Below are 22641 nucleotides of genomic sequence, written 5' to 3'. Positions count from 1 at the left end.
TTTATCGTTTTATTACGCGCGCAGTTTGACGTCGATAGCGTCCTGCGCGCGGGTGCTGCGTTGGGAATCCTGACCGTGCTGACGACCAGAGACATCCAGAACTTCCTGGTTATTGACCAGTTCACCCAGGGTGATGTTGTTCAGGAAGCCGGTGAGACGGTCGCTCAGATCGCGCCACAGCGCGTGGGTCAGGCATTTATCGCCGCCCTGGCAGCCGCCTTTACCCTGGCAACGGGTCGCGTCAACGGATTCGTCAACTGCGCTAATCACTTCACCAACTGCAATACTGCCCGCGTCTTTACCCAGCAGATAACCGCCGCCTGGGCCACGAACGCTGGAAACCAGTCCATTTTTACGCAGTCTGGAGAACAGCTGTTCCAGGTAAGAGAGGGAGATCCCTTGTCGTTCAGAAATATCAGCCAACGGAACCGGGCCCGCTTCGGAGTTGAGCGCAACGTCCAGCATCGCGGTCACGGCATAACGCCCTTTAGATGTCAGTCTCATGTCTTACTTAACCTCAAACTCGCCCCTGCCCGGGGTTTTTTATTGTAAAATGGGGGTATTGCATAGCAGGGCCAAGTCTGACATTCCTGACTAAAATGGTCAACTATTTACTTGACTGTTTTAGTCAGGTATTTAACGTTCCGTGCCTTCAAAATCCCGGTGCGGCCTGATGCCCTCACCTCAGCCCTCTCCCACGGGGAGAGGGGAAATCGACACTACTCTTTATTCTTCTGCTCAATCGACGCCAGAATCCCGCGCAGGATGTTCAGCTCCTGGCTTTCCGGGCGCGCGCGGGTAAACATGCGGCGCAGCTTGTTCATCACCTGGCCCGGGTGGCCTTCACGAATAAAGCCGGTTGAGAGCAGCGTCTGCTCCAGGTGACCGTAGAAGCGCTCAAGGTCGTCCACCAGCGGGTAGGCCGTTTCTTCTTTAGGCTCTACCTGTTTCTCCTGCGTCGCCAGCCACGCCATACGCACCTCATAGGCGATAACCTGCACCGCCATCGCCAGGTTCAGCGAGCTATATTCCGGGTTAGCCGCGATGGCGACGTGATAATGGCACTTCTGCAGCTCGTCGTTGGTCAGGCCAACGCGCTCGCGGCCAAACACCAGCGCAACCGGAGCCTGTTCCGCTTCTGAGACGCTTTTCAGGCCGCATTCGCGCGGGTCCAGCATCGGCCACGGCAGCGTGCGTGAACGCGCGCTGGTGCCAACAACGAGGCTGCAGCCGGCCAGCGCTTCGTCAAGGGTATCGACGATCTGAGCGTTGCCGATCACGTCGCTGGCACCGGCCGCCAGGGCGATAGCCTGCGAGTCAGGTTTGACCAGCGGGTTAACCAGCCACAGGTTCGTTAAGCCCATGGTTTTCATAGCGCGGGCAACGGAGCCCATGTTGCCGGTGTGCGATGTTTCGACCAGCACGATTCGAATGTTTTGCAGCATAATTTTTAATGTCTGAATTCAGCGTCTGAAGAATATTCCGGCATATTATCATAAACGGGAGACATAATCCGATCCCACTGCTATACTCTGCGCCGATTTTCCTGTTCTTTAACATCCAGTGAGAGAGACCGATGCATCCGATGCTGACCATCGCCGTGCGCGCAGCGCGCAAGGCGGGTAATGTAATTGCCAAACACTACGAAACGCCAGACTCCGTAGAAACCAGCCAGAAAGGCAGCAATGATTTCGTGACTAACGTCGATAAAGCCGCAGAAGCGATTATTATCGAAACGATCCGCAAATCTTACCCGCAGCACACCATCATCACCGAAGAAAGCGGTGAACATGAAGGTACCGATCAGGATGTTCAATGGGTTATCGATCCACTGGATGGCACCACCAACTTCGTCAAACGCCTGCCACACTTCTCTGTGTCTATCGCAGTACGTATTAAAGGCCGTACTGAAGTCGCCGTTGTTTACGATCCAATGCGTAACGAACTGTTCACCGCTACCCGCGGTCAGGGCGCACAGCTGAACGGCTACCGTCTGCGCTGCAGCAACGCACGCGATCTGGACGGCACCATTCTGGCTACCGGTTTCCCGTTCAAGGCGAAACAGCACGCGACCACCTATATGAATATCCTGGGCAAACTGTTTACCGAATGCGCTGACTTCCGCCGCACCGGTTCTGCCGCGCTGGATCTGGCCTATGTAGCAACAGGCCGCGTTGACGGTTACTTCGAGCTGTCACTGAAGCCGTGGGACTTTGCTGCGGGCGAGCTGATCGCACGTGAAGCAGGCGCCATCGTGTGTGATTTCACCGGCGGCCATAACTATATGTCTACCGGCAACGTCGTTGCAGGTAACCCACGCGTTGTTAAAGCCATGCTGGCCAACATGCGTGATGAACTGAGCGATGCGCTGAAGCGTTAATCCCGGTCATTCCCTCTCCCCGTGGGAGAGGGAATCCCAACTAAAACGGCCGCAATCCTCTTCCCACCGGCATCGCGCTCATCCACATCGTCACCGCCGCAACCAGCAGAATCACCCCGCCCGCCAGCGCAAGCGTTGTCCACCCTACCTGCCGCCACAGCACCGGTGTTTTATTGCCGCTGAGTCTGACCGCAAGCTGACGGAAGCTGTGAACCAGCAGCGCTAAAGACGAAATGGTGAGAGACGTCCCTGCCGCCATCGCCAGCGCGGAGAGCATTCCCCAGCCAAACACGCCTATCACCTTGCTGAACAGCAGCACCATGATGGCCCCCGAACACGGGCGCATGCCCATCGAAAGAACAATCATCAGCCGCGCGCGCCAGTCGTCGCCGTTCTGCAATTGTTCCTGCGTGGGCAAATGCTGATGCCCGCAGCCGCAGTTTGCATCATGAACGTGGTGCGGCGTGAAGGTTTTGAATTTCGGTTTTTGCAGCAGCACGCGCAGCTTTTTCAGCGCCCGCCAGCAGAGGATCAGCCCCAGCACGCCCACCAGCGCGTAGCTCCCCTTCTCCAGCCAGAAACTGCTCATGTGCAGCTGGCGCGCGGGAAGCTGCAACAGCGAAAGCACGACTACGACGAGCGCAATCGCCACGCTGCCCTGAAGCAGCGAGGAGGCCAGCGTCAGCCCGATACTCGATTTCAGCTTCGACGGATGGGTGGCGAGCCAGGTCGTTATCACGATTTTGCCGTGCCCCGGCCCCAGCGCGTGCAGAACGCCATAGATAAAGCTGAACGCCAGCAGGGAACCACCCGCTTTGGTCGGGTTCTCGGCCACAGCCTTCAGCAGACCGCTCATCTGCTGATTGACCTCACGCTGCCAGACGATGCTTTTCATCATGACCTGCGGCCAGGCCTGCCAAAGCCAGAGCGAGCCGCAAACGGCCAGCAGGAGAAAAAGCGCCAGCGGCCAGAGGTGCAGCCAGCGGCGCGGTTTCCGAACCGGAGAGGAGATCACTGACATTGTAACGTCACCTCCTGCGCGAACTGTTTACCCAATTCCATGTCCTCAGGCGGTGCATCTTCCTTATCAAGCGAGACCGCAAAGTTCAGCATCTCTTCGCTGGGTTTCGGGGTGTGAACGCCAATTTTGCAGCTTTTTTGCAGAGCGTCCGGCAATCGTACGTCGCCGTCTTTGTCATAGCGCATATCGACATAGTAGGTAGGGTCAAAAGTGGAAAATGTGTACGTTTGCCCCGCCAGCGGCTGCGGATGCGCCAGCGGGAGCACAAACGTCAGCACCGCCTGATGCCCGTCACGCGTCATCCCGTATTCCGTTGGCCGGTTCAGAAATTTGACCTTTTGCCCGTTGTGCCAGAATTCCGTGAAGTAGTGCTGGCCGAGCACGTTGGCCATCACTTCCGCCGCCAGCTTTTTCCAGATTTCATCGCCGGGCTTCGCGTTTCCCGCATCATAGAGCAGATCGGCCGAGGTGATTTCATCCATCGTCCAGCGCATCTTCAGGCCGCTCAGCTGCGTGCCGTCGGTAACCAGCTCGGTCTGGAGGTCAATAAAACTGTGAGGGTGTGCGCTGGCGGTGAAGCTGATAACCGCCAAAAATAACGCCATCGCACTTTGTTTAACTGTTTGCATCAATTCCTCACGTCAAAAATTCTGTGATGTTCCCCAGCAATCCTGAGTGAAAGGCCTGCCGGCGCGCTTTTCAGCGCTCATCCTTTAGCTATTCTTATCAAACATTCACACTGGATACCCGACAGATGATGACGACGCTTGAAATTCCATCTGTGCTTTCCAGTTCGCAGCGCCGCTGCCAGGTGCTTTTGATGCTATACCTGCCCGATGCTGCCGTCACCGCAGAGAGCATAATCGCTGCCAACGGGGTGGACGACGCGATGGCACGGCAAGATATAGCCGAGACGCGCGATGAAATCCAGCGCTATCACCGGCTGGACATCGTTACGCACCACGACGGCAGCTACCGGATTGAAGGCACAGCCCTGAATCAGCGTTTATGCCTGCTGCACTGGCTGCGCCGGGCGCTGCGGCTTTGCCCGCAGTTTGTCTCGCACCAGTTTACCCCCGCATTAAAAACCGCGCTTAAACAACACGGCATTGCGCGGCCGCTTTACGATGATGCGAACCTGCGGGCGCTGATCGGCTTCTGCTCCCGCAAGCTGCAGCGCCAGTTTGAATGCCGCGACGTCCAGTTTTTACAGCTCTATCTGCAATACTGTCTTATTCAGCACCAGCTCGGGAATACGCCGCAGTTTTCTCACGTTCAGCGCAGCTGGACCCAGTCGAGAGGGGAGTATTTTACGGCCCAGGAGATCGTGCGTCACTGGAGACGTCGCGTGCCGCAGGGTGCGCACGGGGATGAACAGCTGTTTCTGGCGCTGCTGTTTATGATGCTCCGCACGCCCGATCCGGTGCTCGATAAACACCAGCAGGATCAGCGCCTGCGTCGGGCCATCGTGCGCATGGTCGCCCGTTTTCGCTCGCAGACCGGGATGAACTTCAGCGATGAACAAGGGCTGACCGATCAGCTATATATCCATCTTGCTCAGGCGCTGGACCGCTCGCTGTTTGAGATCGGCATCGACAATAGCCTGCCGGAGGAGATCCATCGCCTCTATCCCCGGCTGTTACGCACCACAAAGGAAGCGCTGTTTGAGCTGGAGGCGGAGTTTGGGCTGCGTTTTTCAGATGAAGAGATGAGTCTTGTCGCGGTGATTTTCGGTGCCTGGCTGATGCAGGAGACCGATCTGCACGAAAAACAGGTGATCCTGCTGACGGGAGACGATAAAGCCACCGAGGACCTGATTGAACAGCAGCTTCGCGAGCTGACGCTGCTGCCGCTCAACATTCGCTATCTGACGCTTCAGGCTTTCCAGAAAGAGGGGGCACCGCGCGAGGCCGCACTGGTTATCACCCCCTACCCTACCGTCCTGCCGCTGTTCTCGCCGCCGCTGATACATGCCGTTGAGACATTGAACGCGCAGCAGCAAGAACATATTCGCGCCATGCTGGAATCATAGCGAGGCGCGAGCGGCCACTTTAGGGCGAACAACGATGGCGGGTAAGGCGACCAGCGCCATCACCCAGAAGACGCCATGCCCCAGGTGCTGGTAGAGGAATCCTGCAAAGACCGTCATGATCGCGATACTGCCCCCCATCGCGACCGCCGAATAGACGGCCTGCAGGCGAATAACGTCTCCGCCCTCGCGCGCTGCGATGTAGCGCATGGCCGCCAGATGGCACACGGTAAAGGTGCCGCAGTGAAGGATTTGCGCCACTATCAGCCATGGCAGATCGGTCGTCCAGCCCATAATCCCCCAGCGCGCCACGCCGCACACGGCGGAAAGCAGCAGAAGGTCTCGCGCGCCAAAGCGACGGAACAGCTTTTTGCTAAGGGCAAAGATAATGACTTCGGCCACTACCCCCAGCGACCACAGATAGCCCACTGCGGAAGCAGAATATCCCGCCCCCTGCCAGTAGATGGCGCTGAAGCCATAGTACGCCGCATGCGCCCCCTGAAGCAGACATACACACGCCAGAAAACGCCAGCTTTGTGCCACCAGGCTCCGCCAGGCGGGCCAGCCTGCGCTCTCCTGATGGCGGCTTTCCCCTTGCGGCATCACCGACGGACGCAGCAGCATACCCAGCAGCATAGAGGCAATACCGATACTCAGCAGGGCGAGAATGGCGCGGTAATCGTAAAGGCTGACCAGTTTGCCCACCAGCGCGGAGCCAATCACAAAGGCAATTGAGCCCCACAGGCGCACGCGGCCGTAGTCCATGGTGATCTGCTTTTGCCAGGTGTTCGCCAGGGCATCCGTCAGCGGTACCAGCGGTGAGAAGAACAGGTTAAAGCCGACCATCACCACCATCAGCCAGGCAAACTGGTGGCTGACCCAGAAGCAGGCAACAAAGACCAGCGTCAGCAGAGCAAGAATGCGCACGGCCTTGATCAGCAAGGAGGGATCGCTGACGCGCGGGGCAATCAGCAGGCTGCCGAGGAAACGCGCCACCAGCCCGGCCCCCAGCAGGACACCGATAGTCTCAGGAGTCAGGCCGATACCCTTGAGCCAGACGCTCCAGAAGGGCAGAAAAATACCGTAGCTAAAGAAATAGGTGAAATAACTGAGCGCCAGCCAGCGCGTGGAATGCAAGACCATGAATCCCTCCCGAAATCGAGGCCATAGTCTGGCGAGAATATAAAAATTAAGCAAGTAGATAGCCTGCTATAAATTAACGAAAAATTAACATCTTGTGCAGTCGTCTGGCTTATGGCAGGGAATGAAAATATGTATTACGTTTAAATTACTCCACTTGCAGAGGTTTTTCTGCCATGAACTCACTACGTTATTTCGATTTCGGTCAGTCACGCCACCTACTGCTGCTGATTGGCCGCATCGCGCTTGTCGTGCTGTTTATCATCTTTGGCTATCCAAAACTGACGGGGTTTAGCGGCACCGTACAATATATGACCTCGCTGGGTACGCCGATGCCCATGCTGGCGGCCATTATTGCGGTGGTGATGGAAGTCCCTGCTGCCATCCTGATCGTGCTGGGCTTTTTCACCCGTCCTCTCGCGGTACTGTTTGTATTCTATACCCTCGGAACCGCAGTGATTGGGCACCACTACTGGGATATGACCGGTGATGCGGTCGTGCCGAATATGATTAACTTCTATAAGAACGTCAGTATTGCTGGCGCCTTTATTTTGCTGGCGATTGTCGGACCTGGAGCCATTTCCCTCGACCGGCGTTAAGCCATAAAAAAAGGCCGCAAGCGCGGCCTTTTTTATTTCTGCCAGGCAGAGGAATTATGCGTATACCGGGAAGCGTGCGCAGATATCCAGAACTTTACCTTTGACGCGCTCGATAACCGCTTCGTCATTGATGTTGTCCAGAACGTCACACATCCAGCCAGCCAGCTCTTTCACTTCCGCTTCTTTGAAGCCGCGGCGAGTCACGGCCGGAGAACCGATACGGATACCGGAGGTCACGAAGGGGCTCTTCGGATCGTTTGGCACGCTGTTTTTGTTCACGGTGATGTTGGCGCGGCCCAGGGCTGCGTCAGCTTCTTTACCGGTCAGGTTCTTATCAACCAGATCCAGCAGGAACAGGTGGTTTTCAGTACCGCCGGAGACCACTTTGTAGCCACGGTTCAGGAACACTTCCACCATCGCTTTGGCGTTCTTAGCAACCTGCTGCTGATAAACCTTGAATTCTGGCTCCATCGCTTCTTTCAGCGCAACGGCTTTAGCCGCGATAACGTGCATCAGCGGGCCGCCCTGCGCGCTTGGGAATACAGCGGAGTTCAGTTTTTTGTACAGCTCTTCGTCACCGCCTTTCGCCAGGATCAGGCCACCGCGTGGACCCGCCAGGGTTTTGTGGGTGGTGGTGGTCACAACGTGAGCGTGTGGAACCGGGTTCGGGTAAACGCCAGCGGCAATCAGGCCCGCAACGTGCGCCATGTCGACGAACAGGTAAGCACCAATGCTGTCTGCGATTTCACGCATTTTTGCCCAGTCAACGATACCGGAGTAAGCAGAGAAGCCACCGATGATCATCTTCGGTTTGTGCTCTTTAGCCTGCTTCGCCATGTCTTCGTAGTCAATTTTACCGGACTCATCAATACCGTAAGGGATGATGTTGTACAGTTTGCCGGAGAAGTTAACCGGGGAGCCGTGAGTCAGGTGGCCGCCCTGCGCCAGGTTCATACCCAGAACGGTATCGCCCGGCTGCAGCAGCGCGGTATAGACCGCGAAGTTAGCCTGAGAGCCAGAGTGTGGCTGCACGTTCGCGTAGTCAGCGCCAAAGAGTTCTTTCGCACGGTCGATAGCCAGCTGCTCAACGATATCCACGTACTCGCAACCGCCGTAGTAGCGTTTGCCCGGGTAACCTTCAGCATATTTGTTAGTCAGCTGAGAACCCTGCGCCTGCATGACGCGCGGGCTGGTGTAGTTTTCGGAGGCGATCAGTTCGATGTGCTCTTCCTGACGTACTTTTTCCTGCTCCATAGCCTGCCACAGTTCGGCATCATAATCGGCAATGTTCATTTCACGCTTTAACATCCGCATCTCCTGACTCAGCTAACAAGTAAATTTTGGCCTGAAAAGGCAGTCCTGTTGGACGACGGGCAACAGTATAACTGATTAGTTCTGTGATAACAGGTCTTGACAAACGATTTTACGCAAACGTTTTCCTACGCGCCACGCAAGGGTTTGAGGAATAAAGCTCTCGCCCTTTCCAGCGGATTTCTTTTCAGGTTTGTGATGCATATTTTTCATCTTGCAAAGAACCATTTACAACGCAGGGATATTTTTTATAAGATGCATTTAAAATACATTATTAAAGTCACATCAGAAGGATGCGCCCATGCTCGACGCTCAAACCATCGCTACCGTTAAAGCCACCATCCCCCTGCTGGTGGAAACCGGCCCTAAACTCACCGCCCATTTCTACGATCGCATGTTCACGCACAACCCGGAGCTCAAAGAAATTTTCAACATGAGCAACCAGCGTAACGGCGATCAGCGCGAAGCGCTTTTCAACGCCATCGCGGCCTACGCCAGCAATATTGAAAACCTGGCGGCACTGCTGCCTGCGGTGGAAAAAATCGCTCAGAAACACACCAGCTTCCAGATCCAACCCGAGCAGTACAACATTGTGGGTGGCCACCTGCTGGCGACGCTGGACGAGATGTTCAGCCCGGGCCAGGAGGTGCTGGACGCGTGGGGTAAAGCCTACGGCGTGCTGGCAAACGTGTTTATCAACCGCGAAGCGCAGATCTACAGCGAAAACGCCAGCAAGAACGGCGGCTGGGAAGGCACGCGCGCCTTCCGCATCGTCGAGAAAACGCCGCGCAGCGCGCTGATTACCAGCTTTGAATTTGAGCCGGTGGACGGACAGCCGGTTGCCGATTACCAGCCGGGCCAGTATCTGGGCGTGTGGCTGAAGCCTGAAGGCTTCCCGCATCAGGAGATCCGCCAGTATTCTCTTACCCGCAAGCCAAACGGCAAAGGCTACCGTATTGCCGTGAAGCGTGAGGACGGCGGTCAGGTATCCAACTGGCTACACAACGAAGCTAACGTGGGCGACGTGGTCCATCTGGCCGCGCCGGCGGGCGATTTCTTCATGGCGGTTGAAGCGAATACCCCGGTTACGCTGATCTCTGCGGGCGTCGGCCAAACGCCAATGCTGGCGATGCTCGATACGCTGGCAAAAGCCAACCACGGTGCGCAGGTAAACTGGTTCCACGCTGCGGATAACGGCGACGTGCACGCCTTTGCGGATGAAGTGAAAACGCTCGGGGCGTCCCTGCCGCGCTTCACCGCGCACACCTGGTATCGCCTGCCGACGGATGCAGATCGCGCGGCCGCACGGTTTGACAGCGAAGGCCTGATGAATTTAAGCCAGATGGAAGGGGCGTTTAGCGCGCCGGACATGCAGTTCTACGTCTGCGGGCCGGTGGCGTTTATGCAGTATGCCGCGAAGCAGCTGGTGGAGCTGGGTGTGAACAAAGACAACATTCACTACGAATGTTTCGGGCCCCATAAGGTGCTGTAATGAAAAAGCCCCTCGTTCGAGGGGCTTTTTTTTCGCCGGGTGGTTGCACCTTACCCGGCCTACAAAACCGTTGGCATTTTTAAATCGCGGCGTCGTCTTCTTCGCCGGTACGGATACGGATCACGCGCGCCACGTCAAAGACGAAGATTTTACCGTCGCCGATTTTGCCCGTCTGCGCCGTGCGGATAATGGTATCCACGCAGGTATCGACGATATCGTCGCTGACCACGATTTCAATTTTTACTTTCGGCAGAAAGTCGACCATGTACTCTGCGCCACGGTAAAGCTCGGTGTGGCCCTTCTGACGACCAAAACCTTTCACTTCCGTTACGGTCATCCCGGTGATGCCGACTTCCGCCAGCGCTTCACGCACGTCATCCAGTTTGAAAGGTTTAATAATCGCATCAATCTTTTTCATGGTGGGTCCTTAAACTCTTGCCTGTAAGCTGCCTCGTAATCGATTGCTCACAGTATCATACGGCATTACTCTTTAAAATCGTTTGCTTCCAGCTCGTGGCGCGACAGCAGCTTGTAGAACTCGGTGCGGTTGCGTCCGGCCATGCGCGCCGCGTGGGTCACATTGCCTTTGGTAATCTGCAATAGCTTGCGCAGATAGTTCAGCTCGAACTGATTCCGCGCTTCCGCAAACGTCGGCAGGGCCGTGTTTTCCCCTTCCAGCGCCTGCTCCACCAGCGCATCGCTGATCACCGGTGAGGAGGTCAGCGCCACGCACTGCTCAATCACGTTCACCAGCTGGCGCACGTTACCCGGCCAGCCTGCGGCCATCAGCCGCTTCATCGCGTCGGTGGAAAACGCGCGCACGAACGGTTTATGGCGATCGGCCGCCTGGCGCAAAAGATGGTTCGCCAGCAGCGGAATGTCTTCCGCGCGCTCCGCCAGCGCCGGGATCTTCAGATTCACCACGTTCAGACGGTAGTAGAGATCTTCGCGAAACTCGTTGCGCGCCATCACTTTTGGCAAGTCGCGGTGGGTGGCGGAAATAATGCGCACATTAATATCGATATCGCGGTTGCTGCCCAGCGGGCGAACTTTTCGCTCCTGCAATACGCGGAGCAGTTTGACCTGCAGCGGTGCGGGCATGTCGCCAATCTCGTCCAGGAACAGCGTGCCGCCTTCCGCGGCCTGGAACAGCCCTTCCCGGCTGCTCACCGCGCCGGTGAATGCGCCGCGGGCGTGACCAAACAGTTCAGATTCGAGAAGCTGTTCCGGAAGCGCGCCGCAGTTAATGGCGATAAAGGCATTTTTACTGCGCGGGCTGGCGTTATGGATCGCCTGCGCCAGGATCTCCTTCCCGGTTCCGCTCTGGCCGTTGATGAGCACGCTGACGTCGGACTGCGCCACCATCCGGGCCTGTTCAAGCAGACGCAGCATAATGGGGCTGCGGGTGACGATGGACTCCCGCCACGCTTCATCCCCCGCCGGGGCAGCATGTTCCAGCGCGCTGTCGATAGCCTTATACAGCGCGTCTTTGTCCACCGGCTTGGTCAGGAAGCTGAAGACCCCCTGCTGCGTCGCGGCAACCGCATCCGGGATCGACCCGTGCGCCGTCAGGATAATCACGGGCATACCCGGCTGCTGCTTCTGGATCTCCGCGAACAGCTGCAGGCCATCCATTTCGTCCATCCGCAGGTCGCTTATCACCAGATCGATTTTCTCGCGGCTGAGGATCTTCAGCCCTTCCAGCCCGCTTTCAGCGGTCACGACGCTGTAGCCTTCGCTCACCAGACGCATCCCCAGCAGCTTTAACAGCCCGGGATCGTCATCCACCAGTAAAAGATGGGCAGGTTTACGGCTCGTCATGCTTCACATCCTCTTGTTTCGGCGTATCGCTGTCCGGTGCAGCGGATGAGCTCCCCGGCTGATATTTGCGCGACGAGAGCTGCCTTTCGATATCCGTCAGGTTCTCCAGCTTACGCGTCGTGGTATCCAGCTGCGTACGTAAATGTTGCTGCTGTTGACGCAGCGTATCAAGCTCGCTGTCGGTTGACTGTTGCAGCTTGCTGTAGCGGGAGCGCTCTTCAGACAGCTGAAGCTGTAATGTCTGCCCATCGCGCCAGAGCTGGTATACCGGGCGTACCTGCACGGGAAGATTGACCACAAACGTGTCCAGTCGGGTCACATTGACGCGACGTTCAACGGGGGTGATTTTCGCATCTGCGAGTAAAATCCCGCGCTTGAAAGCGTCCTGCCAGGTGTCGTCATCCAGCATCGCCGCCTTCGAGCGGGCGTCTACCGGCGCCAGACGCTGGGCGCAATCTATCCCACGCAGCCAGAACAGCGGGTTGCTTTCAACGTCATGTCCTGACAGGTTCCAGATGTCGTCACAGCGGGTTGAGAGGAAGTCTGCCAGCTGGTTATCGGGCCATTTATCTTCCTGTTTATCGCTAATGGCACTTTGTGGCGCATGGGAAACACACCCTGCCAGAAATAAACAGGGCAGGCTCAGGCGAAGCGTTTTGCTGGAAAACACCGCACGTACGGCGCGGAAAAAGACGTGTGACATACTCACCAGACATAGATTCATTTTATTGATTTTTCCGGCTCAGGGGCAGTTCGATACGGAAGCAAACATCTGAACGTTCGTCCGCGGCAATGTTTAGCTCACCCTGCATGCGTCGTATGCAGTCCCGGGCGATGCTCAAGCCCAGCCCGCTTCCTTTAACCGCGCCTTTCCGCTGATGACTCCCCTGGAAAAAGGGTTCGAAGATCATGATTTTTTCGTCATCGGGGATCGGGGTGCCGGTGTTTGCGACGTCAATAAACACCCGTGAACCATTCGTATTACTTCGGATATAAATGTTACCGGATTCAGTACCATAGTGCACCGCATTGGAGTAAAGATTATCCAGAACGCTCATCAGCAGCATGGGTTCAGCCAGGCACGCAGGCGCATTCAGCTCAACGCCGGTATGCATCATTTTAGCTCTTGCTGGCAAGCTGTGGGCGGAGATCACCATATCCACCAGCGGCTCAATTTCAACGTTTTCCAGTACGACCGCCCCGTCAGCCAGCTTGCGGTTGTAATCCAGCAGTTGCTCAATCAGCTTTTGCAGATTGCGGCTGCTGTTATCCAGGATCTCGACAATTTCTTTCTGCTCTGGCGTAAGGGGCCCGGCCACTTCGTCCGCCAGCAGCTCCGTCCCTTCGCGCATGCTGGCCAGCGGCGTTTTAAGCTCATGAGAAATATGGCGCAGGAACTGATGGCGCTGTGATTCGAGCCACGCCAGGCGCTCGGACAGCCAGATAATGCGCTGGCCTACGGATCGCAGCTCGCGGGGACCTTTAAAGGCGACCGTATCCCCGAGCGATTTCCCCTCCCCCAGGCGGTTGATCATACGCTGAATGCCCTTCACCGGGCCGATGATCATGCGGGTAAAGAGCAGTACCAGCCCGAGGCTCACCAGGAACAGAACCAGCGCCTGCCAGCCGAAGAACTGGCCACGCTCGGCAATCTCCTGCTGGAGCTGCTGGCCGCGAGAGAAAATCACCGCGCGCGTAGACTGCACCATCTCGGTATTGGCGCTGGCAAAAGCGTCGAGGCGCGCGGCGGCAACGGCATCCGGGCCGCTGTTGCTGCACTGCAGCTGCGCGAGATCGTTCAAATCCTGACGTAACGCCTGATAGAGCTTGTCATCAGGTAAGACCCCCGCGTGAGCGTCCAGCATTTCGCTGTAGCGTTTACGCTGGCTCTGATAAACCTTTTCCAGCGTCCGATCGTCAAGCACGCAATACTGACGATAGCTACGCTCCATCTCCAGCGCGGCGTTGGTCATCGCTTCACTGCGTCTGGCGTCGATAAGCGTCGTACGGTTGGTCAAAGCCGCCTGCGCGCTCAGCGCGTTCAGGCTTTGCCACGCCTGCCAGGCAAGGATCAGCAGCGGCAGCAGGATCAGCAGGAAGGCCATCATGACGAGCTGCCGCAGGGAGCGGGGGAAAACGGGCCAGCGTTTCAACGCATTACTCTCTTAATGGGGGTTTACGCAGAGCGTAACTGAGTCTGCCCTTCAGATACAACAAAGCCGGGTAAAAACCCGGCTTTGTCATGGAATGAGGCGGTGCCTAACTCGACGTTTCGCCCTGGCCTGATAAAGCATCGCTATGATCAGTAGTTGGACGGCAGGCACCTTTTTGTGCGTCATTCGAAGTTTATGTAGCGCGTCCCGAAGGGGCTGACATAAGAAGGTGAATGAGCCACTGGTTAATATTATGCAACACCCGTGCCAGAATGCAAAACAAAATATTAACAGTTTGAAATATATGAGTTTTACTCGTTTAGCCTGTTAATTATCGGTTGAATGATTTCCAGGCTAAGTGTCGCTATTAAGCAACACCTTAACGGGAACCTTTACTGCCATATATAAATCAACGAGTTAAATGTCGCCTTTTGGAGACAGTTGAATTACGGGTCTGTCGCGTAATTGCGACACAAATAAAAAAGCCCGGTCAAGCTTCGCTGACCGGGCCTGGAAGGGTGTGGGGCTAAAACTTAACCCAGTTGCTTACGCGCGTTGCGGAAGATACGCATCCACGGGCTGTCCTCGCCCCAGTTTTCCGGGTGCCAGGAGTTGCTCACGGTACGGAATACGCGTTCCGGGTGCGGCATCATGATGGTCGCGCGACCGCTTTCGCTGGTCACCGCCGTAATACCGTTGGCGGAGCCGTTCGGGTTAGCCGGGTAGGTTTCCGTCACCTTGCCGAAGTTATCGACAAAGCGCAGCGCCACCAGGCCTTTGCTCTCCAGCTGAGCCAGATGCGCAGCGTCGCGCACTTCTACCTGACCTTCGCCGTGGGAAACGGCGATTGGCATCTGAGAACCGACCATCCCCTGCAGCAGCAGAGACGGGCTTTGGGTCACTTCCACCAGGCTGAAGCGCGCCTCGAAGCGGTCAGACTGGTTGCGCACAAAGCGCGGCCAGGCTTCGCTGCCCGGGATCAGCTCGCGCAGGTTAGACATCATCTGGCAGCCGTTACACACGCCCAGCGCCAGGGTCTGCGGACGGTGGAAGAAGGTTTCGAACTCGTCACGCACGCGGCTGTTGAACAGGATGGACTTCGCCCAGCCTTCGCCCGCGCCCAGCACGTCGCCGTAGGAGAAGCCGCCGCACGCCACCAGCGCCTGGAAATCTTCCAGACCGGTACGTCCGGCCAGCAGATCGCTCATGTGGACATCGATAGCATCAAAGCCCGTGCGGTGGAAGGCAGCCGCCATCTCAACGTGGGAGTTGACGCCCTGCTCGCGCAGCACGGCCACTTTTGGACGCGCGCCGGTCGCAATGTACGGCGCGGCGATGTCTTCGTTAATGTCGAAGGAGAGCTTCACGTTCAGGCCTGGATCCTGGTCATTCGCTTTCGCGTTATGCTCCTGATCGGCACATTCCGGGTTATCACGCAGGCGCTGCATCTGCCAGGTGGTTTCCGCCCACCACATGCGCAGCGTGGTGCGGCTTTCGCTGAACACCGCGTGACCGTCTGCTTCAATCACGAAGCGGTCGCCCTGAACGGCTTTACCCAGATAGTGCACGCAGTCTGCCAGACCGTGCTTCGCCAGAATCGCTTCAACCGCGTCGCGATCCGCCGCGCGCACCTGAATCACGGCGCCCAGCTCTTCGTTGAACAGCGCCGCCAGACGGTCTTCGCCCAGCGTCGCAATGTTCGCTTCCACGCCGCAGTGGCCGGTGAAGGCCATCTCTGCCAGGGTCACCAGCAGGCCACCGTCGGAACGGTCGTGGTAGGCCAGCAGCTTACGCTGCGCCACCAGCGCCTGGATCGCGTCGTAGAAGCCTTTCAGCTGCGCCACGTCACGCACGTCGGCTGGCTTGTCGCCGAGCTGGCGGTAAACCTGCGCCAGCGCGGTGGCACCCAGCGCGTTGTGGCCTTTACCCAGGTCAATCAGCAGCAGGGCGTTGTCTTCTGTCGCAAGCTGCGGCGTAACGGTGTGGCGCACGTCTTCCACGCGGGCAAAGGCGGTGATAACCAGCGACAGCGGAGAGGTCATCTCGCGCTGCTCGTTGCCTTCCTGCCAGCGGGTTTTCATCGACATGGAGTCTTTGCCCACCGGAATGGTCAGGCCAAGGGCTGGACACAGCTCCTCGCCCACCGCTTTCACGGCTTCATACAGGCCAGCATCTTCGCCAGGGTGACCGGCTGCGGCCATCCAGTTTGCGGAGAGCTTGATACGTTTGATATCGCCAATCTGCGTCGCGGCGATGTTGGTCAGCGCTTCACCGACCGCCAGACGGGCAGAGGCCGCGAAGTCCAGCAGCGCCACCGGGGTGCGTTCGCCGAGAGCCATCGCTTCGCCGTAGTAGCTGTCGAGGCTCGCGGTGGTCACGGCGCAGTTCGCGACCGGGATCTGCCACGGGCCGACCATCTGATCGCGCGATACCATACCGGTCACGGTGCGGTCGCCGATGGTCACCAGGAAAGTTTTCTCTGCCACAGCAGGCAGGTGCAGCACGCGGTTTACCGCTTCTGCCACGGTGATGCCCTGGCGATCCAGCGCTTTGCCGGCCGCTTTGCGGGCGGTTACGTCGCGGGTCATCTTCGGCGTTTTACCGAGCAGAACGTCGAGCGGCAGATCGATCGGCTGGTTGTCAAAGTGGGTGTCGCTTAAGGAAAGGTGCTGCTCTTCGGTCGCTTCACCGATGACGGCATACGGCGCGCGCTCGCGGCGGCACAGCTCGTCAAACAGCGGCAGCTGATCCGCAGCAACCGCCAGCACGTAGCGCTCCTGGGATTCGTTACACCAGATTTCCAGCGGGCTCATGCCCGGCTCATCGCTCAGGATGTCGCGCAGGTTGAAGCGCCCGCCGCGGCCACCGTCGCTCACCAGCTCCGGCATGGCGTTGGACAGGCCGCCCGCGCCCACGTCGTGAATGAAGAGGATCGGGTTGGCGTCGCCCAGCTGCCAGCAGCGGTCGATCACTTCCTGGCAGCGGCGCTCCATCTCAGGGTTGTCGCGCTGCACGGAGGCGAAGTCGAGATCCGCATCAGACTGGCCGGAGGCCATAGAAGAGGCTGCGCCGCCGCCCAGACCGATGTTCATCGCCGGGCCGCCCAGTACGATCAGCTTCGCGCCGACGACGATCTCGCCTTTCTGCACGTGATCGGCACGGATATTGCCGATCCCGCCCGCCAGCATGATCGGCTTGTGGTAGCCGCGCAGCTCTTCGCCGTTGTGGCTGTCCACTTTCTCTTCATAGGTTCGGAAGTAACCGTTCAGCGCCGGACGACCAAATTCGTTGTTAAACGCCGCGCCGCCCAGCGGGCCTTCGGTCATGATATCCAGCGCGGTCACGATGCGCTCTGGCTTGCCAAAATCCTCTTCCCACGGCTGTTCAAAGCCCGGGATACGCAGGTTGGAGACGGAGAAACCGACCAGACCCGCTTTAGGTTTAGCGCCACGACCGGTCGCGCCTTCGTCGCGGATTTCACCGCCGGAGCCGGTCGCCGCACCCGGCCACGGGGAGATCGCCGTCGGGTGGTTGTGGGTTTCCACTTTCATCAGGATATGCGCGGGCTCCTGATGGAAGTCATAGCGCCCTGCTTCGCGATCGGCGAAGAAGCGGCCCACCTCGGAACCTTCCATTACCGCGGCGTTGTCTTTATAGGCAGACAGCACGTGGTCAGGGGTTTGCTCCATGGTGTTTTTGATCATTTTGAACAGCGACTTCGGCTGCTGTTCGCCGTCAATAATCCAGTCGGCGTTGAAAATCTTGTGGCGGCAGTGCTCAGAGTTAGCCTGCGCGAACATGTAGAGTTCGATGTCGTTCGGGTTACGGTTGAGCTTAACAAACGCATCCTGCAGGTAGTCGATTTCGTCTTCTGCCAGCGCCAGGCCGAGACGCAGGTTGGCGTCAATCAGCGCCTGACGGCCCTGCCCCAGCAGGTCTACGCTCTGTACCGGCGCAGGCTGATGGTGAGAGAAAAGCTTCTGCGCGTCATCGAGAGAGGCAAATACGCTCTCCATCATGCGATCGTGCAGTTCAGCCGCAACCGCCTGCCACTGCGCCTCGCTCAGGGTAGAGGCTTCCACGTAGTACGCCACGCCGCGTTCCAGACGGTTAATCTGGTTCAGGCCACAGTTGTGGGCGATGTCGGTGGCTTTGGAAGACCAGGGGGAGATGGTGCCCGGACGAGGCGTAGCAAGGATCAGTTTGCCGGTTGGCGTATGGCTGTTCAGGCTTGGACCATACTTGAGCAGGCGTTCCAGCTGTACGCGCTCCTCTGCATTCAGGGAGGCATTCAGGTCAGCAAAATGGACATACTCAGCGTAAATATTGCTTACCGGAAGGTCGGCCGCCTGAAAACGTGCCAGCAGTTTAGTGATACGGAAGGCAGACAGTGCAGGCGAACCACGCAGAATTTCCATCATAAGTCTCTCGTCTTCGAAGCGCCGGGGCGCTTACAGTGTGCGCAAGGGGGGAAAACGGGCGTCATTATAGAGAATCCTGAGCGCCGACGAAACCGTTTGCGTCGAAATAAAATTTGCACAGAGATTTAACAATAGATGTGACCTGTCTCTCTAATTGGTTGCCAAGTGGCGCAAGTTTACGCAAAATGCCGCTCATTCAATGGCAAACCTTATGATTAACATGGCTACAGCAGACTGAGGCAACCGGCGTCGCAGAGAATTAACTAATTGAAAAAATTAAAGATTAATTATCTGCTCATCGGCATTGTAACGTTGCTGCTGGCAGTGGCCCTCTGGCCTTCCATCCCCTGGTTCGGCAAAGCCGAAAACCGTATCGCCGCCATTCAGGAGCGGGGGGAATTGCGCGTCAGTACCCTCAACTCGCCGCTGATTTACAGCGACGTCAACGGCAAAATCATTGGCCTGGATTATGAACTGGCACAACAGTTCGCCGATTATCTTGGCGTGAAGCTTAAAATCACCGTCCGCCAGAATATCAACCAGCTGTTTGACGACCTCGATAACGACGATGCCGATATGCTCGCCGCCGGGCTGGTGTATAACAGCGAGCGCAGCAAGAACTACCAGCCAGGCCCGACCTACTACTCCGTTTCTCAGCAGCTGGTTTACCGCGTCGGGAGCCTGCGCCCGCGCTCGCTGTCCACGATTAACGATCGGCAGCTGACGATTGCGCCCGGCCACGTGGTGATTGACGATCTGCGGGAGCTCAAGGAGAAGAAATATCCCGACCTGAGCTGGACGGTGGATCCAAAACTCGGCACGACGGAGCTGCTGGAGCAGGTAAAAGATCAGAAGGTGCCCTACACCATCGCCGATTCGGTCGCGATCAGCCTGTTCCAACGGGTGCATCCTGAAATCGCCGTGGCGCTGGACGTCACCGACGAGCAGCCCGTGACCTGGTTTAGCCAGCTTGATGACGACCAGACCTTCTCTGCCGCGATGCTTGATTTCTTCAACACCATCAATGAAGACGGTACCCTGGCGCGTCTGGAGGAAAAGTACCTCGGGCACGGCGATGACTTTGACTACGTTGATACCCGCAGCTTCCTGCGCGCGGTAGACAGCGTCCTGCCGGACCTGCAGCCGCTGTTCGAAAAATACGCCCAGGAGATTGACTGGAAGCTGCTGGCGGCTATTTCGTATCAGGAATCCCACTGGGACACCCAGGCCACGTCGCCCACGGGCGTACGCGGTTTGATGATGTTAACAAAAAATACCGCGCTGAGCCTGGGCGTGAACGATCGTACCGACGCCGAACAGAGCATCAGCGGCGGCGCGAGATATCTGCAGGACATGATGGCTAAAGTACCGGAAACGGTGCCGGAAGAAGAGCGGATCTGGTTTGCGCTGGCGGCCTACAATATGGGCTACGCGCATATGCTTGATGCACGAGCGTTGACGGCAAAAACGAAAGGTAACCCGGACAGCTGGTCAGACGTTAAGCAGCGCCTGCCGCTGCTGAGCCAAAAGCCATGGTATAACAAGCTGACATACGGCTACGCGCGCGGACATGAAGCCTACGCCTACGTGGAAAATATCCGTAAATATCAGATTAGCCTGGTCGGGTATCTGCTGGAGAAAGAGAAAGAGGCGACGGAGGCCAAACAGCTGGCTCAAAGCTACCCGGTCGTGGCGCCGGACGAGCTTAATCGCCCAACAGCTTCAGTTCTGCCTTTTGCTGCTTTTTCTGCTGACGGCGCATTCGAAAGAAATCGCTTAATAGCCCCGAACACTCTGGTGCAAGCACCCCACCGATAGTCTTCACCTGGTGGTTCATACCCGGGTGACCCAGCACGTCCATCAGCGAACCGGCCGCACCGGTTTTTTCATCCCGCGCGCCGAAAACCAGAGTCCCGATCCGGCTGTGCACCATCGCGCCGGAGCACATCACGCACGGCTCCAGCGTCACGTACAGCGTGGTATCAAGCAGGCGATAGTTTTGCAGCACCAGACCGCCCTGGCGAAGCGCCATGATTTCGGCATGCGCAGTAGGATCGTGGCGGCCTATAGGACGGTTCCACCCTTCGCCAATCACCTGGTTGTTATGAACCAGCACCGCGCCCACGGGCACCTCGCCCTCTTCCCAGGCGCGTTGAGCCAGCGTCAGCGCGTGGCGCATCCAGTATTCATGATTGTGTTCAGGGTTGGACAAAGGCTGATACTCCAGTCGAAAAGCGGGCGGCATTATACACGCCCATTATGGATAAGCCTATTCGAGTTGCTGAAGTTCGCCTGATGGCGTGACGCGCCAGCGGTGCTGGCAAAAATAGAGCAGCGGGTTGTCCTGCTTGCTGTCGCTGTAGCCGCTGTACAGGCGCAGCGGCGTACCGATGCGTTTCTCCAGCTGGACCACTTTTTCATGCCCCAGGCAGCGCAGGGTCAGCACCCAGCCGCCGTAACCGCGGGCAATTTGCGTGGCGATAAGATTCACGCGCGGAAGCCAGGGGGTATCAAAGTAGACCTGCTCCACCAGCGTCTGCGGGGAGCCGGTAATGAGCCAGATGTCGGCATCATTCGCGTCGAGATAGCTGGTCAGGCGCGCCTGCACCACCGGAAAGGCGGCGACGTGGCCGCGAAACCAGTGCGCAAAATCCTTTTCGAGCTGCTTAAGCCGCGCTTCGCTGTGCCCAAAGGTACATCCCCATAACAGCAGACTCATCGGCCATCGCGCCGCCCGGCCTTTCACCAGCAGCGCGATCCCGATAACCGGTAAGAGCGGCAGCACGAGCAGCGCATTCAAAGGCTGACGCCGCAGCAGGTAACGCATAAACGTACCAAACATATCCTGCTGATGCAGCGTTCCATCCAGGTCGAAAAAGACAACGCGACGCGCGTGATTTGCCAAACCTTACTCCTCTGGGTCGTTGAAACCTAACAGCCAGGTAAACAGGAACCCGGCGATCACCGCTACTAAATAGCCTAACAGATAGAGCATCACTTTTCCGGTCACGATGGTTAATGCCAGCGGTAAACCGGAAAGTCCAAAGGTGATCACGGTGGCGACTTTCCAGTAGCTGATCAGCGCCCCGCCTACCGCCCCCCCCAGACAGGCGGCGAGAAACGGTTTACCCAGCGGCAGCGTAACGCCGAAAATCAGCGGCTCGCCGATGCCGAGCAGTCCGACCGGGAGCGCGCCTTTAATCATTTTTTTCAGCCGCGCGTTGCGAGTTTTCATCAGTACGGCAATCGCCGCGCCGACCTGCCCCACGCCCGCCATCGACAGGATAGGCAGCAGCGCGTTATAGCCGTGCGCCTGCACCAGCTCGACGTGGATCGGCACCAGCCCCTGGTGCAGGCCGGTCAGCACCAGCGGCAGGAAGGTACCTGACAGCACCGCTCCCACCAGCAGGCCGCCGCGGTCAATAGCCAGAGACGCGCCGTGAGCGATGGCTTCAGAGATCCATCCGCCTAGCGGCTGGAGGGCCACAATCGCTACGCTACCGGTAATCAGCGTGGTCAACAGCGGGTTGAGAATAAGCTCGATCGAGCCAGGCAGAACCGCGCGCAGCCTTTTCTCGATCCAGCACATCAGAATGACCACCAGCAGCACGGCGATCACCCCGCCGCGCCCGGGCTGGAGCGCCTCGCCAAACAACGTGATCTGCGCCAGCTGCGGGCTGGACAAGATGCCCGCCATGACCCCGCCCATGGCCAGCGATCCGCCAAACACCTTCGCGGTATTCACCCCGACCAGAATGTTCATAATGGCGAAAACAGCGCTGCCGAAGATCCCGAGAATCCCCAGCAGGTTCGGATAGTGCGTGGCGAAATCCCCCACGATATCCGGTCGCTTGAGGATATTGATGATCCCGGTGATCAGGCCGGAGGCAATAAACGCCGGGATCAGCGGAATAAAGACGTTTGCCAGCTGACGCAGCGCATCGCTCATGGGGGCTTTGTATTTGGCCTTCGCCTGCGCCCTCGTTCGTTCCGCATCGTCAATCGACGCGCTCGCGCTTACGCCCATCAGCGCACGCATGGCATCAACAACCTGCGCCGCTTTCCCCGGCCCGACGATCAGCTGATGCTGCTGCCCCTGTTTAACGTAGCCGCTGACGCCGGACAGCTGCTTCAGGCGCGGCACGTCGAGCTGGTCGTCGTTATGCACCTCGACGCGCACGCGCGTCATGCAGTTTTCGAGACGCTGAATATTTTTTTCTCCACCGATCCCCTGCAGGATATCGCTGGCGAGCGCTGCTGTTTTGTCCATAGAC

General features: G+C 57.8%; 19 protein-coding genes. 5 read left to right on the top strand and 14 right to left on the bottom strand.

All coding sequences use genetic code 11. The annotated features are described in order from the left end of the window. Window positions 1-12: 12 nt before the first annotated feature. Window positions 13-504, bottom strand: a complete 492-nt coding sequence (gene iscR / locus ACERY3_RS10400; protein ID WP_023308826.1) for a Fe-S cluster assembly transcriptional regulator IscR — start codon at window positions 502-504, stop codon at window positions 13-15. A gap of 215 nt (window positions 505-719) precedes the next feature. After that, a complete protein-coding gene (trmJ, locus tag ACERY3_RS10395) occupies window positions 720-1445 on the bottom strand; it encodes a tRNA (cytosine(32)/uridine(32)-2'-O)-methyltransferase TrmJ (protein ID WP_033146224.1) in 726 nt (241 codons plus the stop codon). Between the two features lie 131 nt (window positions 1446-1576). On the opposite strand from trmJ, the gene suhB reads away from it, so the two are divergent. After that, window positions 1577-2380, top strand: coding sequence for an inositol-1-monophosphatase (gene suhB, locus ACERY3_RS10390; protein ID WP_023308828.1), 804 nt, complete (start codon window positions 1577-1579; stop codon window positions 2378-2380). Window positions 2381-2420: 40 nt separating this feature from the next. On the opposite strand, the gene ACERY3_RS10385 is transcribed toward suhB, so the two are convergent. Together ACERY3_RS10385 and ACERY3_RS10380 are read right to left on the bottom strand one after the other, a co-directional pair. After that, on the bottom strand, window positions 2421-3401 hold the full coding sequence (locus ACERY3_RS10385) for a nickel/cobalt transporter (RefSeq protein ID WP_058841756.1): 981 nt from the start codon (window positions 3399-3401) through the stop codon (window positions 2421-2423). Then, window positions 3392-4030, bottom strand: coding sequence for a DUF1007 family protein (locus ACERY3_RS10380; RefSeq protein WP_058841755.1), 639 nt, complete (start codon window positions 4028-4030; stop codon window positions 3392-3394). The genes ACERY3_RS10385 and ACERY3_RS10380 overlap by 10 nt, the downstream gene beginning before the upstream one ends. 125 nt (window positions 4031-4155) lie before the next feature. Between ACERY3_RS10380 and csiE the strand changes: the two genes are divergently transcribed. Then, complete coding sequence (csiE, locus tag ACERY3_RS10375) at window positions 4156-5433, top strand: stationary phase inducible protein CsiE (protein WP_373225574.1); 1278 nt, start codon at window positions 4156-4158, stop codon at window positions 5431-5433. Here the strand turns inward: csiE and ACERY3_RS10370 are convergent. Then, window positions 5428-6573: a 3-phenylpropionate MFS transporter gene (locus ACERY3_RS10370; RefSeq protein ID WP_008502163.1), complete on the bottom strand. Its 1146-nt coding sequence runs from the start codon at window positions 6571-6573 to the stop codon at window positions 5428-5430. The genes csiE and ACERY3_RS10370 overlap by 6 nt on opposite strands. A gap of 173 nt (window positions 6574-6746) precedes the next feature. Between ACERY3_RS10370 and ACERY3_RS10365 the strand changes: the two genes are divergently transcribed. Continuing rightward, the gene (locus ACERY3_RS10365) at window positions 6747-7169 is read left to right on the top strand and encodes a DoxX family protein (protein WP_028016078.1); all 423 of its coding nucleotides are present in this window, start codon (window positions 6747-6749) and stop codon (window positions 7167-7169) included. Window positions 7170-7223: 54 nt separating this feature from the next. Here ACERY3_RS10365 and glyA read toward each other — a convergent pair whose 3' ends face one another. Further along, window positions 7224-8477 carry a serine hydroxymethyltransferase gene (glyA, locus tag ACERY3_RS10360; protein WP_008502165.1) on the bottom strand — a complete coding sequence of 418 codons (1254 nt, stop codon included), beginning with the start codon at window positions 8475-8477 and terminating at the stop codon, window positions 7224-7226. Between the two features lie 304 nt (window positions 8478-8781). Between glyA and hmpA the strand changes: the two genes are divergently transcribed. Then, window positions 8782-9972, top strand: a complete 1191-nt coding sequence (gene hmpA / locus ACERY3_RS10355; protein WP_373225573.1) for an NO-inducible flavohemoprotein — start codon at window positions 8782-8784, stop codon at window positions 9970-9972. A gap of 79 nt (window positions 9973-10051) precedes the next feature. Here the strand turns inward: hmpA and glnB are convergent, their stop codons facing one another. The 5 genes from glnB to purL form a co-directional block, all read right to left on the bottom strand. After that, on the bottom strand, window positions 10052-10390 hold the full coding sequence (gene glnB, locus ACERY3_RS10350) for a nitrogen regulatory protein P-II (RefSeq protein WP_003860685.1): 339 nt from the start codon (window positions 10388-10390) through the stop codon (window positions 10052-10054). A gap of 65 nt (window positions 10391-10455) precedes the next feature. Then, window positions 10456-11793 carry a two-component system response regulator GlrR gene (glrR, locus tag ACERY3_RS10345; RefSeq protein WP_023308835.1) on the bottom strand — a complete coding sequence of 446 codons (1338 nt, stop codon included), beginning with the start codon at window positions 11791-11793 and terminating at the stop codon, window positions 10456-10458. Then, window positions 11780-12517 (bottom strand): two-component system QseEF-associated lipoprotein QseG, encoded by a 738-nt coding sequence (qseG, locus tag ACERY3_RS10340; protein WP_064673770.1) that lies wholly within the window; start codon window positions 12515-12517, stop codon window positions 11780-11782. The genes glrR and qseG overlap by 14 nt, the downstream gene beginning before the upstream one ends. Before the next feature lies 1 nt (window position 12518). Continuing rightward, window positions 12519-13946 carry a two component system sensor histidine kinase QseE/GlrK gene (gene qseE, locus ACERY3_RS10335; RefSeq protein WP_373225572.1) on the bottom strand — a complete coding sequence of 476 codons (1428 nt, stop codon included), beginning with the start codon at window positions 13944-13946 and terminating at the stop codon, window positions 12519-12521. Window positions 13947-14479: 533 nt separating this feature from the next. Further along, on the bottom strand, window positions 14480-18367 hold the full coding sequence (gene purL, locus ACERY3_RS10330) for a phosphoribosylformylglycinamidine synthase (protein WP_373225571.1): 3888 nt from the start codon (window positions 18365-18367) through the stop codon (window positions 14480-14482). 267 nt (window positions 18368-18634) lie between these two features. On the opposite strand from purL, the gene mltF reads away from it, so the two are divergent. Continuing rightward, window positions 18635-20185, top strand: a complete 1551-nt coding sequence (gene mltF, locus ACERY3_RS10325; RefSeq protein WP_039263755.1) for a membrane-bound lytic murein transglycosylase MltF — start codon at window positions 18635-18637, stop codon at window positions 20183-20185. On the opposite strand, the gene tadA is transcribed toward mltF, so the two are convergent. Genes tadA through ACERY3_RS10310 form a run of 3 tightly spaced genes read right to left on the bottom strand, consistent with a single transcriptional unit; the run spans window position 20073 to window position 22637 of the window. Then, complete coding sequence (tadA, locus tag ACERY3_RS10320) at window positions 20073-20612, bottom strand: tRNA adenosine(34) deaminase TadA (RefSeq protein ID WP_182931068.1); 540 nt, start codon at window positions 20610-20612, stop codon at window positions 20073-20075. The genes mltF and tadA overlap by 113 nt on opposite strands. Before the next feature lie 24 nt (window positions 20613-20636). Beyond that, the gene (gene yfhb, locus ACERY3_RS10315; protein ID WP_039263757.1) at window positions 20637-21272 is read right to left on the bottom strand and encodes a phosphatidylglycerophosphatase C; all 636 of its coding nucleotides are present in this window, start codon (window positions 21270-21272) and stop codon (window positions 20637-20639) included. A 3-nt stretch (window positions 21273-21275) separates the two neighbouring features. Continuing rightward, window positions 21276-22637 (bottom strand): PTS transporter subunit EIIC, encoded by a 1362-nt coding sequence (locus tag ACERY3_RS10310; protein ID WP_094934618.1) that lies wholly within the window; start codon window positions 22635-22637, stop codon window positions 21276-21278. Between the last annotated feature and the right edge of the window lie 4 nt (window positions 22638-22641).

The organism is Enterobacter cloacae complex sp. ESBL7 (assembly GCF_041679625.1).
GTDB lineage: Bacteria > Pseudomonadota > Gammaproteobacteria > Enterobacterales > Enterobacteriaceae > Enterobacter > Enterobacter asburiae_B.
Note: the sequence above shows the minus strand (reverse complement) of the source record. Positions and strands in the feature narration are given on the sequence as shown.